At 37.0% G+C, this 13,836-nt stretch carries 16 protein-coding genes; all 16 read left to right on the forward strand.

Features of this window, described 5'->3' with window-relative positions:
- Nucleotides 1-26: 26 nt before the first annotated feature.
- Complete coding sequence (locus FNW21_RS01975; protein WP_144255048.1) at nucleotides 27-938, forward strand: YihY/virulence factor BrkB family protein; 912 nt, start codon at nucleotides 27-29, stop codon at nucleotides 936-938.
- A gap of 70 nt (nucleotides 939-1,008) precedes the next feature.
- Nucleotides 1,009-1,188 carry a DUF6496 domain-containing protein gene (locus FNW21_RS01980; protein ID WP_144255049.1) on the forward strand — a complete coding sequence of 60 codons (180 nt, stop codon included), beginning with the start codon at nucleotides 1,009-1,011 and terminating at the stop codon, nucleotides 1,186-1,188.
- Between the two features lie 282 nt (nucleotides 1,189-1,470).
- A complete protein-coding gene (locus FNW21_RS01985) occupies nucleotides 1,471-2,505 on the forward strand; it encodes a glycoside hydrolase family 130 protein (protein ID WP_144255050.1) in 1,035 nt (344 codons plus the stop codon).
- Between the two features lie 2 nt (nucleotides 2,506-2,507).
- A complete protein-coding gene (locus tag FNW21_RS01990) occupies nucleotides 2,508-4,943 on the forward strand; it encodes a glycosyltransferase (protein WP_144255051.1) in 2,436 nt (811 codons plus the stop codon).
- 105 nt (nucleotides 4,944-5,048) lie between these two features.
- Nucleotides 5,049-5,711, forward strand: coding sequence for a BON domain-containing protein (locus FNW21_RS01995; protein WP_144255052.1), 663 nt, complete (start codon nucleotides 5,049-5,051; stop codon nucleotides 5,709-5,711).
- Between the two features lie 268 nt (nucleotides 5,712-5,979).
- On the forward strand, nucleotides 5,980-6,204 hold the full coding sequence (locus FNW21_RS02000) for an SHOCT domain-containing protein (protein ID WP_144255053.1): 225 nt from the start codon (nucleotides 5,980-5,982) through the stop codon (nucleotides 6,202-6,204).
- An 11-nt stretch (nucleotides 6,205-6,215) separates the two neighbouring features.
- Nucleotides 6,216-6,557 carry a hypothetical protein gene (locus FNW21_RS02005; RefSeq protein WP_144255054.1) on the forward strand — a complete coding sequence of 114 codons (342 nt, stop codon included), beginning with the start codon at nucleotides 6,216-6,218 and terminating at the stop codon, nucleotides 6,555-6,557.
- A gap of 27 nt (nucleotides 6,558-6,584) precedes the next feature.
- Nucleotides 6,585-7,574 carry a 2-hydroxyacid dehydrogenase gene (locus tag FNW21_RS02010; RefSeq protein ID WP_144255055.1) on the forward strand — a complete coding sequence of 330 codons (990 nt, stop codon included), beginning with the start codon at nucleotides 6,585-6,587 and terminating at the stop codon, nucleotides 7,572-7,574.
- Between the two features lie 29 nt (nucleotides 7,575-7,603).
- Nucleotides 7,604-8,986, forward strand: coding sequence for an NAD-dependent succinate-semialdehyde dehydrogenase (locus tag FNW21_RS02015; protein WP_144255056.1), 1,383 nt, complete (start codon nucleotides 7,604-7,606; stop codon nucleotides 8,984-8,986).
- 107 nt (nucleotides 8,987-9,093) lie between these two features.
- Nucleotides 9,094-9,510, forward strand: coding sequence for an OsmC family protein (locus FNW21_RS02020; RefSeq protein ID WP_144255057.1), 417 nt, complete (start codon nucleotides 9,094-9,096; stop codon nucleotides 9,508-9,510).
- A 188-nt stretch (nucleotides 9,511-9,698) separates the two neighbouring features.
- Complete coding sequence (locus FNW21_RS02025) at nucleotides 9,699-10,208, forward strand: pyridoxamine 5'-phosphate oxidase family protein (protein ID WP_185963864.1); 510 nt, start codon at nucleotides 9,699-9,701, stop codon at nucleotides 10,206-10,208.
- Nucleotides 10,209-10,212: 4 nt separating this feature from the next.
- Complete coding sequence (locus FNW21_RS02030; protein ID WP_144255059.1) at nucleotides 10,213-10,908, forward strand: type 1 glutamine amidotransferase domain-containing protein; 696 nt, start codon at nucleotides 10,213-10,215, stop codon at nucleotides 10,906-10,908.
- A 12-nt stretch (nucleotides 10,909-10,920) separates the two neighbouring features.
- A complete protein-coding gene (locus FNW21_RS02035; RefSeq protein WP_144255060.1) occupies nucleotides 10,921-11,919 on the forward strand; it encodes an NADP-dependent oxidoreductase in 999 nt (332 codons plus the stop codon).
- 38 nt (nucleotides 11,920-11,957) lie between these two features.
- The gene (locus tag FNW21_RS02040) at nucleotides 11,958-12,845 is read left to right on the forward strand and encodes a DnaJ C-terminal domain-containing protein (protein WP_144255061.1); all 888 of its coding nucleotides are present in this window, start codon (nucleotides 11,958-11,960) and stop codon (nucleotides 12,843-12,845) included.
- Nucleotides 12,846-12,856: 11 nt separating this feature from the next.
- Nucleotides 12,857-13,213 carry a hypothetical protein gene (locus FNW21_RS02045; RefSeq protein WP_144255062.1) on the forward strand — a complete coding sequence of 119 codons (357 nt, stop codon included), beginning with the start codon at nucleotides 12,857-12,859 and terminating at the stop codon, nucleotides 13,211-13,213.
- A 200-nt stretch (nucleotides 13,214-13,413) separates the two neighbouring features.
- Nucleotides 13,414-13,809 carry a hypothetical protein gene (locus FNW21_RS02050; RefSeq protein WP_144255063.1) on the forward strand — a complete coding sequence of 132 codons (396 nt, stop codon included), beginning with the start codon at nucleotides 13,414-13,416 and terminating at the stop codon, nucleotides 13,807-13,809.
- Nucleotides 13,810-13,836: the final 27 nt, after the last annotated feature.

A 13,836-nucleotide genomic window follows, 5' to 3' on the forward strand; every position in this document is an offset into this window, starting at 1 on the left:
CCCCAAAAAAAAATAAAAACAACCAAATGATACCATTCAAAATTAACGATTTAGGACAACTCTTTAAGGCTACTTTCAAAGAATGGCTGGCCAAAGATCCGTTCCGGCAAAGTGCCATTATTGCCTATTATGCCATATTTAGCATTCCAGGATTGCTAGTTTTATGTATTGCCATTGCTGGATATTTCTTTGGAACTGATGCGGTAAATCAAAACTTGATGCAACAAATATCCGAAACAATTGGATCCCAAACCGCTCTACAAATTCAAGAAGTTTTATCAAAATCGACCACCGAAAAATCGACCACTTGGGGATCAATCGTTGGAATATCCGTATTGTTAGTAGGCGCTACAGGCGTTTTTGTAGAACTTCAAAAAACACTAAACTTAATTTGGAATGTAAAAGTAAAACCCCAAAACGGCATTTGGCTCATTGTAAAAGCACGTCTATTTTCGTTTGGATTGATACTGGCAATTGCGTTCCTATTGACCATCTCGTTAGTCATTTCAACAGCATTAGTAGCTGTAAGCAATTATATTGCGTTCGAAAGCTCACAATTCATGATGCTCCTTTATGGACTACTCAATTTTATCATTTCGTTAGCGGTTATTTCAGCCTTATTTGCCATGATATTCAAGATTTTACCTGATGCCAAAATCAAATGGAAACACGTTTGGTTGGGGTCATTGGTTACTGGATTATTGTTTACTCTAGGTAAAATGGGTTTGGCTTATTATTTTGGAAAAGTACAACCAGCCTCCATTTATGGTGCTGCGGGTTCAGTAATTCTTATTTTGCTTTGGGTTTCGTACTCGTCTATGATTTTATTTTTTGGAGCCGAATTTACTGCCGCTTACGCCAAAATGTATTCTGGAACTATTGCTCCAACCGCTATTGCAAAAGTGGAAATTCCAACCACATTAGAAAAAACATTGTAAATTTTAGAGACTAGAAACAATAGAAAATAGAAAACCAAAAATGAAGGTATTCGCTAAAAAAATTAAAATTATGAAAGCATCGAAACCCAAAAAAAGTACGCCTAAACAAACAAAAATTGCGCAAGTAATGCACAAATTCAAAGAAAGTAATTTACATTCAGGCAAAACGAACACCATTGTAACCAACCCAAAACAAGCCATTGCCATCGCTTTGAGCGAAGCCGAAGAATTGAATGAAAAGAAAAAATAAGGCATTGCACCAAAACCTTTATAATCCAAATACACAGAAGTTGTAGCATGGCTAAAGCATTAGAATAGCCCAAAAAACAACTCTATTTAATCCGCCAATTTCATAAAAAAGGAATGACTGTCAAAAAAAAGACAGTCATTTTTTGTACCGTCAAATCCCTCCACCTAGTAATTTTGTAAGTTATACCCAAAGTTCTACAACACTATAAACTGCAAATAATCAGAATTTTACAAGACAAAATTAGTAGGTAATTTTGATCTTGTAACCGTTAAATAAACTGCCATGTTAAATGTTAAAAAGGAAGGAATTGTTTTAGAAAAAACAACATTGGATTTTGAAAACGAAGGGGTTCTAAATCCAGCTGCCATTCGGGAGGGGGAATTTGTGCATTTGTTTTATCGAGCGGTGCAAAAAGGAAATCATTCGACCATAGGCTATTGCAAGTTAGATGGGCCACTGGAAATTGAAGACCGTCATTACAAACCCATTTTGATTCCTGAATTCGACTACGAGTCACAAGGTCTTGAGGATCCCAGATTAGTAAAAATTGAGGATACCTACTATTTAACTTATACGGCTTACGATGGCGTAAATGCTCTAGGATGCTTGGCAACTTCTACTGATTTGGTTCATTTTGAAAAAAAAGGAATTCTAGTGCCACAAATTACGTATGAAGAATTTCACCACTTATCCAAAACAAATTCAAGCATCAATTCTAAATATTTCCGGTACAATCAGCACGAAGGAATTCTGGAAAAAGAAGGTGTAAAAATGCTGGTTTGGGACAAAAATATTATTTTTTTTCCAAGAAAAATCAATGGAAAATTCTTTTTCATGCACCGCATCAAACCCGAAATTCAAATTGTGGTTGGGATCGAAAAGCTAGAAGATTTAACGCTTTCTTTTTGGAAAAATTACTTACTCAATTTTGATGATTATGCCTTGCTTTCGCCAAAATATCCTCACGAAATCAGTTATATCGGCGGAGGCTGTCCCCCAATTGAAACCCCGCAAGGTTGGTTACTGATTTACCACGGCGTAAAAGACGATGTTAATGGGTATGTCTATTCCGCTTGTGCTGCCCTATTGGATTTAGAAAATCCCGAAAAAGAAATTGCTCGATTGCCCTACCCCTTGTTCAAACCCGAATATGTATGGGAATTAAAAGGTGAAGTCAACAACGTGTGTTTTCCTACGGGAGCGGTTGTTTTTGACGATAAATTATACATTTATTACGGAGCCGCCGATGAACGAATTGCTTGTGCATCAGTCGTTTTGTCTGATTTAATAACGGAATTAATGCTTAACTTAAAATAAATATGAGAACGACACTATCTGCCCATCAAAACACCCTTTTCTCCACTAGAAAAAACCAAAAACACCATGCAAAATCTAATACTAATACCATCGAAAATCCAAATAGTTTGCCTGAAATTCTATTTATTACATCATATCCACCTCGCGAATGTGGTATTGCTACTTATTCCCAAGATTTAATTTTGGCGTTGAATAACAAATTCCAAAAATCGTTTGACATAAAAATTTGTGCGTTGGAATCGGAATTTGAAAAACAACATTATCCAGATGAAGTTAATTACATTTTGGAAACGGACAATCAAAAATCTTATCTCGATTTAGCCGCAAATATCAACGAAAATAACACCATTTCGATGATGGTTATCGAACATGAATTTGGGTTATTTAGATCCAATGAAGCGGATTTTATGGCATTTTTACAATCCGTAAACAAACCCATTATTGTTGCTTTTCATACCGTTTTGCCCAATCCAAATGCTTTGTTGAGAGAAAACGTCCAAAAAATTGACAAAATCGTCCAATCCATAATCGTAATGACACAATCATCGGCTAAATTATTAGTACATGATTATGCGATTGCAAAAGATAAAATTGCTGTAATTCCGCACGGAACTCATTTGGTGGAGCATACCAACAAAGATTTTTTGAAAGAAAAATACAACTTTGCAGGACGAAAAATAATAGCTACTTTTGGATTGTTAAGCTCCGGAAAATCCATCGAAACCTCTATCAACGCATTGCCTACTATTGTCAAAAAACACCCTGAAGTGTTGTTTTTGGTCATTGGAAAAACACATCCAACAGTTGTAAAAAATGAAGGAGAAAAATACCGTTCCACACTCGAAGCCCAAATAACCGCTTTGAATTTGAATGCTAATGTGTTGTTCATCAATCAGTATTTGCCTTTAAACGAGCTACTAGAATACCTGCAACTTACTGATATTTATCTATTTACATCCAAAGATAGGAATCAAGCCGTTTCGGGAACTTTTTCGTATGCCATCAGTTGTGGTTGCCCCATCATCTCCACTCCTATTCCGCATGCTGTCGAGGTTTTGCAAAACGGAACAGGCATTATCATCGATTTTGAAAATCCAAAACAATTGGCAAAGCAAGTTACTCTTTTGCTGGATAATGAGTCCCTTCGCAACGAAATATCCTCAAACGGAATCCATAAATTAGCCCCAACCGCTTGGGAAAACTCGGCGATTGCTCACGCTTTATTATTCGAAAAAATAAGCCATGAAAAAATCGAATTGCATTATAAAATTCCAGCTATAAACTGGAATCATTTCAAGAAAATGACTACTGATTTTGCCATGATTCAGTTTTCGATTATCAATCAACCGGACTTAAATTCAGGCTATACGCTTGATGATAATGCGCGCGCTTTGGTGGCTATGTGTCAAAATTATGCACTAAAAAAGGAGTCAAACGATTTAAAATACATCCAAAAATATTTGGATTTTATAGCCTTTTGTCTGCAACCCGAATGTCATTTTTTGAATTATGTAGATACCAATAAAAAATTCACAACACAAAATTCCGAAAACCTAAACGACTCCAATGGAAGAGCAATTTGGGCACTAGGATATTTGATTTCTATAAGTGATTTATTGCCTATCGAACTGGAAATAAAAGCCAAAAAAACACTGCAATTAGCCTTGGTCCAAGTACATAAAATCCATTCGCCGCGAGCCATGGCATTCATTATTAAAGGAATTTATTACAGTAATACCACAAATTATCTTGAGGAAAATACGTTTGTTCTAAAACAGTTGTCGGATCGATTGGTACAAATGTACAAACACGAAACAGATGAAAATTGGCAATGGTTTGAACCCTATTTGACCTATGGAAATAGCATCTTGCCAGAAGCGATGTTGTGTGCCTATCGAGCAACAAACATGGATGTGTATCGAGAAATTGCCAAAACGTCTTTTGATTTTTTGTTGACCAAAATTTTCAAAAACAACACTATAAAAGTAATTTCAAACAAAGGTTGGCTGCATAATGACAACAAAATACACCCAGATAAAATTGGTGGCGAACAACCCATCGATGTAGCGTATACGATTTTGGCGTTAAGCAAATTCTACGAAACGTTCCAACAAACGGATTATTTAAACAAAATGGAAGTAGCTTTCGATTGGTTTTTGGGCAAAAATCATTTGCATCAAATAGTCTATAATCCCTGTACCGGCGGATGCTACGACGGTTTAGAAGATACCTATATCAACCTTAATCAAGGTGCCGAATCCACCGTAAGCTACGTAATGGCACGATTAACTATTGAAAAATATTTGGTCAAAAAGAGTCAAAAAATTCCAAACAAAACACCTTTTTCAAAAAAAATAGTAGTGCCTCAAAAAGTAACGATTGAAAATACCAATCAACCCAAAAAGTGGATTGAATTTGCAGCTATTAATTTGTTGTAATACCTATGAATTTTACTAAAAACAGCAAGAGTTATATAACCTATTGATAATCAATAATGACCAACTTTGTTACACAAAAAAACAGTTCACGATAAATAAGACAACATGAAAACAAATGAAAGTTTACAAATCGATGTGCAAGATGCCATCAAATGGGAACCGCTTTTGCACGCCGCCGAGATTGGTGTAGCCGTAAAAGATGGGGTGGTAACACTAACAGGAACGGTTGACAATTACATCAAAAAAACCGAAGCCGAGATTGCTGCCAGAAACGTAAAAGGCGTAAAAGCGGTAGTCGAAAAAATCGAAATCAAATACAACAATTCTTGGGATATAAAATCAGATTTGGATATTGCTAACGAGGTAATTAGCGCTTTGCGATGGAATTGGAATGTACCAAACGATACCGTAAAAGTCAAAGTCGAAGGCGGTTGGGTAACCCTAGACGGCGATTTGACTTGGAATTATCAGCGGGAAGCTGCCCGAAATGCCATTCAAAATCTCGAAGGTGTAAAGGGAATTTACAATAACATCAAAATCAAATCGGACAATACTGATACTATTGAAAAAGCGGCAATAGAAAAAGCACTTTCTAGAAACTGGAGCATCAACGATAATGACATTGAAGTCGATGTCAAAGCCAACGAGGTGACCCTAACAGGAGCGGTTACCTCCTATTATCAAAAAGACGAAGCCGAGAGAATTGCTTGGAAAGCACCAGGAGTAAGTGCTGTCAACAACGAGCTTACCGTGGGTTATTACGAATAGAAAAACTAAAAACGTCTCTTAATTTGGGCGTGCCCCTCCCAAAAAAGGTCGGGTCGGGCTGTACGTTCCCGCTTTTTTTTTGCCTACCCTGTCAGGGTTTTGAACCCTGACAGGGTAGGCAAAAAAAAGAGCTCCACTACCATCCCTCACGCAAAAAAAAGAAAAAAGACAAAAACAAAAGACAAAAAAAAGTAACAATAACTCTCGTATCTCGGCTCCCTCATCACCACGGCGAAAGGGCTGAAATGGAGATAAAAAAAGAAAAATCATGTATTACGACAATTATTATTACGGAATGACAGGCATTTGGTGGGGTTTATGGATAGTTTTATTGTTTTGGATTTTTGTGATTCCGTATGATATTCCGGGGCAAAGAAGCAAAAAAGAGTCGGCTTATTCCATTTTGCAAAAACGCTATGCCGAAGGAAAAATCACTGAATCCGAGTACCAAGACAAGAAAAAAATCTTGGAAGAAGAATTGCGAAAATCCTAATTTTTTATACCATGAAAAACACAGAAAAATTTCCAAAAGCGCCAAACGAGCAGTTGGAAGACCAAGATGGCTATCCAAAATATCCCGAAAACGAGGATATCTACAACAAATTCGACAAAGAATTTGACATCGATCCCGAAAATATTTCGATAAACAAAGAAAGTATCAAAATCCAAAAAAATCCTACTTGGAACGAGAAAAATTTCGACCAAGATCAATCAGGAGATGACCTAGATATTCCTGGAACGGAACTCGATGACGATCAAGAAAATATAGGAAGCGAAGACGAAGAAAACAATTCCTACAGCATTGGTGGCGATGATCACAACGATTTGGACGAGGATAATCAATAGCAATAGTGGTTTTAAAAAATTAAAAAAATGAAAGTAGCCCTATTTGGAACTCAATTTTACGAACGGGAATATTTCACAAAATTTAATGTGGACAACAAGCACGAATTGGTTTTTTTTAACGAATCACTAAACGCTACAACAAGCCATTTAACCAAAGGATTCCGCGCAGTTTGTGTTTTTGGAACAGATAAAATGGATAAAAGTTGCATCCAGAAATTAGCAAAATTAGGAGTACAACTCATCGATTTGCGAAGTGCAGGATACGACAATGTGGATTTAAAATCAGCTAATACAAACAACATCAAAGTCTTGAGAGTACCCGCCTATTCGCCTCAAGCCGTTGCCGAACACGCTGTTGCCCTAATCATGACCTTGAATAGAAAAACCCACAAAGCCTACAATCAGGTTCGAGAAAATAATTTTTCGTTGGAACATTTAATGGGTTTTAATCTATGTAATAAAACCGTTGGTGTGGTGGGAACAGGCAAAATTGGTCGTGCATTTTGTGCCATTATGCTGGGTTTTGAATGTAAAATAATCGCTTTTGATGTCAAAGAAAATGAGGATTTAAAACAAAAAGGGGTGCAGTATAAAACCTTTACCGACCTACTTTCTCAATCGGATATTATATCCATTCATTGCCCATTAACACCAAAAACCACTCATTTATTTGATAAAAAAGCCTTCGGTAAAATAAAAAAAGGTGCAATGATTATCAACACCAGCCGTGGCGGAATAATCAACACCAAAGAGGCTATCGAAGCTTTAAAAAACCAACAAATTGGCTATTTAGGAATCGATGTTTACGAAAACGAAGGCAGCTTGTTTTTCAAAGACCAATCGCAAACCGTCATACAAGACGATGTTTTTGAACGATTATTATCCTTCAACAACGTTTTAATCACACCGCATCAAGCCTTTTATACCCAAGAAGCCGTTACCGAAATAGCCAAAATATCCATCCAAAACTTCACCGATTTTGAAGAGAATAGAGAACTAAAAAACGAAATTAAATAAAACGTAAAAACAAATAAATTCACAACATCATGTCCATACAAACCGTAAATCCATTTAACAACAAAGTGGTACAATCATTCGAAGAAATGTCCGAAGTAACGCTGGACAATCTCGTAGCACAATCGGCCGAAGCATTCGAAAGTTGGAAAAAAACCAGCTACGAACACCGCACCGAAATGCTCATCAAAGTCTCCAAATTAATGCGAGAACGAAAAGCAGAACTCGCCAAAACAATTACCCTTGAAATGGGAAAACTCATTGCCCAAGCCGAGGCCGAAATCGATTTGAGTGCCGATATTTTTGACTATTATGCCGAGCACGGCCCCACTTTTCTAGCAGATAAATACCTCAATCCAAAATTCGGAAAAGCCTATTACAAACAAAGCCCACTGGGTACCATTTTGGGCGTAGAACCTTGGAATTTTCCCTTTTACCAAGTCGCTCGTTTTGCCGCTCCCAACCTCATGATAGGCAACACCGTACTCGTAAAACACGCCTCGATGGTACCACAATGCGCCATTGCCATCGAAAAATTATTTATAGATGCAGGCGTTCCAGTTGGCGTTTACACCAACCTACTCATCTCCGGAAAACGCGCATCGGCACTAGTTTCAGACACTCGTATCAAGGGCGTATCGCTCACCGGTAGCGAGGAAGCAGGATCGAGTATTGCCGAACAAGCAGGAAAATACATCAAAAAATCGGTGCTCGAATTGGGCGGCAGCGATGCCTATATTGTCCTAGAGGATGCCGATATTGACGAAGCCGTAAAATGGGGAATTATAGGTCGTATAAACAACAATGGCGAATGTTGCGTGGCTGCCAAACGGTTTATTGTTGTACAAGAAATTGCAGATGAATTCCTAGAAAAATTTACCCAACAAATGAAAAATTTAGTCCTCGGCGACCCCATGAACCCCAAAACCCAACTAGGCCCACTTTCCAGCGAAGATGCCGCAGTACACATTGCCGATCAGGTAAAAAAAGCCATCGATGCAGGCGCAAAACTACTCTTGGGTGGCACTCGAACCAATTGCGAAGGTGCCTTCATGGATCCTACAATCCTAACCGACATCAAACCCGAAAACCCTGTTTATTACCAAGAATTATTCGGTCCCGTAGTATCCTACTATGTGGTCAAGGACGAAAATGAAGCCATCAAACTCGCCAACGATTCCAGTTATGGTCTAGGATGTTCTATTTTTTCGAACAACATAGACAGAGCCAAAAACATCGCTAATCATATCGATGCAGGAATGGTTACTATAAATCACCCCACTTGGACTACCGCCGAATTGCCCTTTGGAGGTACCAAAAATTCGGGTTATGGCAGGGAACTATCCGAACTCGGCATCCAAGAATTTGTCAACAGAAAACTCGTTCGCATTAGCGAATTTTCAGACCCAATGTAAAAATAGTTTGAAAGTCAAAAGTCGAAGGTCATAAAGTCTTTAAGATTCTGACTTTCGACTGGAAGACTTTACAACGTTAGGACTAAATAACTTTTAAACTAAAAAAAATGATACGAACAGCAAAAGCACATTGGGAGGGAAACCTCAAAGAAGGTACAGGAACACTATCCACACAAAGTGGCGTTCTCGACAACACCAATTACAGTTTCAAAACCCGTTTTGAAGAAAACCAAAAAGGCACAAACCCAGAAGAATTACTAGCCGCCGCACACGCGGGTTGTTTTACAATGGCAGTAACGTCAATGCTCAACGCCAAAGGATTTACACCAACTAAATTAAACACCGAAGCCACCCTAACCATGGAGGGACTCAACATTACAGGAATGCACTTGAATATTTCGGGTGCAGTACCAGGAATTACCGCCGAGGAATTTTCAACCATTACAAAGGATGCCGAGAAAAATTGCTTGATTTCCAAAGTATTGAACATCCCAATAACCTCCGAGGTACATTTTGAAATATAACCAAAAATAAATTCTGTTTGCCATTTTTTGTTAATTTGATAAGTTGGCGCAACGACATCTAAAACACTATGGGTTTTCCAATTTTCCGCTAGTGACCAACGAAAAGGTACACGAGTTAGATAATCGTTAATTAACCTAAAAAAATGGTGATTCAGAATTTTATTTTTAAAAACTTAATAAAATCGATTATGAATAGTATAGAAAATTTAGACAAAAAAGATGGAATATTAAAACTGATACAAATGGTCGATGGGATTAAATTCTGTTTTTTTGCTACCGATTTAAAAAACGAAAATGATAGGTCATCAACCGTAATGACAGCTCAATTTGTGGATCAAGAAGGTGCTATTTGGTTTTTTAGTGGTTTAGATAGCGACAGAAATCGAGATATTACAACCCATAAAAAGGTACACTTGTATTTTTCCTCACCCGAAAAAAATTCCTATTTATCCGTTAGCGGTCAGGCAACTATAGTTACTGATAAAGATAAAATAGCAAAATTATGGAATCCTTTATTACAAGTTTGGTTTCAAGATGGTGTCGATGATACCAATATTTCTTTACTAAAAATAGTTCCCAAAAAGGCTCACTATTGGGATAGCGAAAACCAAAAGATGATCAATTTCTTTAAAGTAATTGCACCTACGATAAAAGGAAACAATGCTATTGAAACTACTGAAGGCCAAATTGAAATTTAAAAAAATGAAAATACTAATCGTACTTACATCGCATTGCAAATTAACCAACACCATCAGAAAAATGGGTTTTTGTATCGAGGAATTTGCCACTCCATATTATCTATTCAAAGCAACTGAAGCCAAAATTACATTGGCATCCCCAAAGGGTGGACAACCGCTTGTAGATCCTAGAAGTGACACCCCCGAAAACCAAACCGAGTCTACAATTAGATACAAAACTGACCAAAAATTGTTGCAATTAATGGCCAATACATACAAATTACAAGAGGTATTTGCCAAGAATTTTGATGCTGTATTTTGTGTTGGAGGACACGGACCATTATGGGATTTGACCATTGATAAAAATTCTATAAAATTAATTGAAGATTTTTGGGATGCCAAAAAACCAATAGCAGCTGTTTGTTATGCGCCTTCGGTTTTACTAAATGTCAAAGATAAAAATGGTGCTTTTTTGATAAAAGGAAAAAAAGTTACTGGTTTTTCAAACACCGAAGAAAAAGCAGCACATCTCGACAAAATTGTTCCCTATTCTCTTGAGGATGAACTTAAAAATAAGGGGGGAATTTATTCTAAAAACGACGATTGTAAAAGCTATGTAGTGAAAGATGGCTTGCTAATTACGGGGCAAAATCTTGCCTCGGCAGCTGCTGTTGCCAATGAATTGTTAGCCGTATTAGATTCAAAAAAAGAACAAAATTAAAATAAAATAGCAATGAAAACCAAACAAATTGTTCTAGCATCAAGACCAAAAGGAACACCAACAACTGCCAATTTTAGAACGGAAACCATAACATTATCCGAAATAAAAAACGGTGAAGTGTTGCTAAAACCAAACTATTTTTCGGTAGATCCCTATATGAGAGGGCGAATGAACGATGCCAAATCGTATGCGGAACCTTTTCAAATTGATAAACCCATAAACGGAGGTGTAACGGCAACTGTTTTGGAAAGTAAATCTAACAATTTTAAAAAAGGAGATTGTGTAGTTGGCATGTTGCCGTGGCAAGTACAATCTGTTGTTTCCGAAAAAGGGTTGCGAAAAATCGATACAAAAGTTGTCCCCGAAAGCTATTATTTAGGCGTTTTAGGAATGACTGGACTCACCGCCTATTTTGGATTGATGCACATTGGAAAACCCAAAAAAGGCAAAACGGTTGTTGTTTCTGGTGCTGCAGGTGCTGTAGGAATTGTGGTTGGGCAAATTGCCAAAATTCAAGGATGCCGAGTTATTGGTATTGCGGGTTCCGACGAAAAAGGGAATCTTTTGAAAGAAAAATTCGGTTTTGACGAAGTTATAAATTATAAAACTACTAAAAATCTAGAAAAAGAAATCGCAAAATTTTGTCCCAATGGTGTCGATATTTATTATGACAATGTGGGCGGAGCAATTTCTGATGCCGTTATTGCCAATATTAATTTTAAAGCTCGTATTGCTTTGTGCGGACAAATTTCGCTTTACAATAGCACCGAAACTCCAGTTGGTCCCAGAATTCAACCCATGCTATTAACCCGAAGTGTGTTGATGCAAGGGTTTATCGTAGGCAATTTTAGCACTGATTTTCCCGAAGGAATCAAGCATTTAAGTGAATGGGTAAAAGACGGAAAATTAAAATTTACCGAAACTATCGAAAATGGTTTTGACAATTTGCCAGCCGCATTAATTGGATTGTTTAAAGGCGAAAATACTGGAAAAATGATTGTTAAAGTATAAGTTCCTTGTCCTAAAATTTCATTAAATAATTTCAAATCGTGGACTATAAAGACTACTACAAAATATTAGAAATAGACAAAAAAGCCACACCCGCCGAAGTGAAAAAGGCCTACCGCACCTTGGCCAAAAAATACCATCCCGACAAAAATTTGGGCGACAAGAAAGCCGAGGAAAATTTTAAACTAGTCAACGAAGCCAATGAAGTTTTGGGCAATCCCGAAAAACGAAAAAAATACGATGACTTGGGCGAAAATTGGCAACAAAACCAGCAGGCTCAAAACCAACAACAAGGTCAAAACAGGCAGTATCGCCAACAAAATCAAGGTTTTGGTGGCGGAAATCAAGAAGATTTCTCTGATTTTTTCGAGCAGTTTTTTGCCCAACAACGAGGCGGCAATCCGCAACAAAACCAATCCCGAAAAGGAGGCGATTACGAAACCGAAATGGAAATTTCGCTCGAGGAAGCCTACACAGGAACCAGCCGAATTATTCAATTAGAAAACGAAAAACTTCGCGTTACTACCAAGCCTGGAGCGTATACCGATCAACAATTGCGCATTAAAAACAAAGGAGCCAAAGGCAGTTCGGATGCGAATCGGGGCGATTTGTTTGTTCGGATTCGAGTTATAGATAACCCAAAGTTCATTCGTAAAGGCGACGATCTGCATCAAACAGCAACTATCAATTTATATGATGCAATTTTAGGAAATGACATAATTATCGAAACAATATCGGGCAAGTTGAAAATCAAAATTCCTGCTGGAACGCAAAACGGAAAAACCATTCGATTGAAAGGAAAAGGAATGCCCGTTTATGAAAAAGCAGGCACTTTTGGCGATTTTTATATGTTGATTCAAATAGAAATTCCTATTCAATTGACCGACAAACAAAAAGCATTATTTGAAGAACTGAAAGCCATTTCCTAAACTATTTTACAATGAAAAAACACGTCCTTGTTCCGTACGTTACCCAAAATTATTTGGCTTTTTTGACCCCATTAAAAGAGTCTATTTTGCACGCCAACTTGCACTATTCGACTTTTAATTTGAAATTAATTCAAGAAATAGCCGACGACGAAATGGACGAAGCCATAAAAAACGCCCTCTCGATTTGCTATTTAGTGGGTATCGAAAGCAAACTACACTTCAAGAAAATCTATGTATTTGATGCCCAAACCAACACCATCCACACCGATTGGCGCATGAGCAAAAAAGGGTTCAATTTGGTGGCCATGCAGTTTCAAAAACTCAATCAAAAAAAAGCAATATGGTTGTGGCAACTGGCGGATATATAAGTAAGTCGAAAGTTTAAAAGTGGTAAAGTCAAATGAAGTAATATTGATGTTAATTATTCAAAATCAGTATATTACTTAATTTTATCTAGTTTTAAAACACGACATTATACGATGATTGCTATTTAGCTTAAAAAAAAATGACTAATTACAGCAAAAATCAAGAATCACAAAAAAAATATCTAACAATCAAAAATAAAACAATGAAAACACTAAAAAAATTAGGCATTTGGATGGATCATTCGAATGCGCATTTAATCGAATTTTCTTCGGAAGTAAAAGAAACTAAAACCATTACTTCCGATTTTACTTTTCAAGACAAAGTAGAAACGTTGCAACGCAGCGAAAGCGAAATGCACAACAAAGAACAGCACAAACACGCCACTTTTTATAAAAATTTAGCTGCGGTTATCCAAAATTTCGATGAGGTACTTCTGTTTGGACCAACAGATGCCAAAGTTGAATTGTTTCATTTTTTGAAAAAAGATCATAAATACGATACAATTATAATCGAAGTAAAAAACGCCGATAAAATGACCGATACCGAGCAGCATCATTTTGTTCGAGATTATTTTAAACGATTGGAATTTAGACCTTAATTTCAAAAATAAAATAAAGAGTTCTTT

It is taken from the genome of Flavobacterium restrictum, from assembly GCF_007097245.1.
Lineage (GTDB): Bacteria > Bacteroidota > Bacteroidia > Flavobacteriales > Flavobacteriaceae > Flavobacterium > Flavobacterium restrictum.

Coding starts and splice junctions, on each gene's coding strand:
- FNW21_RS02015 (WP_144255056.1), top strand. CDS start 7,604: ATGTCCATACAAACCGTAAATCCATTTAACAACAAAGTGGTACAATCA.
- FNW21_RS02005 (WP_144255054.1), top strand. CDS start 6,216: ATGAAAAACACAGAAAAATTTCCAAAAGCGCCAAACGAGCAGTTGGAA.
- FNW21_RS01990 (WP_144255051.1), top strand. CDS start 2,508: ATGAGAACGACACTATCTGCCCATCAAAACACCCTTTTCTCCACTAGA.
- FNW21_RS02020 (WP_144255057.1), top strand. CDS start 9,094: ATGATACGAACAGCAAAAGCACATTGGGAGGGAAACCTCAAAGAAGGT.
- FNW21_RS01995 (WP_144255052.1), top strand. CDS start 5,049: ATGAAAACAAATGAAAGTTTACAAATCGATGTGCAAGATGCCATCAAA.
- FNW21_RS02035 (WP_144255060.1), top strand. CDS start 10,921: ATGAAAACCAAACAAATTGTTCTAGCATCAAGACCAAAAGGAACACCA.
- FNW21_RS02025 (WP_185963864.1), top strand. CDS start 9,699: ATGAATAGTATAGAAAATTTAGACAAAAAAGATGGAATATTAAAACTG.
- FNW21_RS02010 (WP_144255055.1), top strand. CDS start 6,585: ATGAAAGTAGCCCTATTTGGAACTCAATTTTACGAACGGGAATATTTC.
- FNW21_RS02050 (WP_144255063.1), top strand. CDS start 13,414: ATGAAAACACTAAAAAAATTAGGCATTTGGATGGATCATTCGAATGCG.
- FNW21_RS02030 (WP_144255059.1), top strand. CDS start 10,213: ATGAAAATACTAATCGTACTTACATCGCATTGCAAATTAACCAACACC.
- FNW21_RS02045 (WP_144255062.1), top strand. CDS start 12,857: ATGAAAAAACACGTCCTTGTTCCGTACGTTACCCAAAATTATTTGGCT.
- FNW21_RS01980 (WP_144255049.1), top strand. CDS start 1,009: ATGAAAGCATCGAAACCCAAAAAAAGTACGCCTAAACAAACAAAAATT.
- FNW21_RS01975 (WP_144255048.1), top strand. CDS start 27: ATGATACCATTCAAAATTAACGATTTAGGACAACTCTTTAAGGCTACT.
- FNW21_RS02000 (WP_144255053.1), top strand. CDS start 5,980: ATGTATTACGACAATTATTATTACGGAATGACAGGCATTTGGTGGGGT.
- FNW21_RS01985 (WP_144255050.1), top strand. CDS start 1,471: ATGTTAAATGTTAAAAAGGAAGGAATTGTTTTAGAAAAAACAACATTG.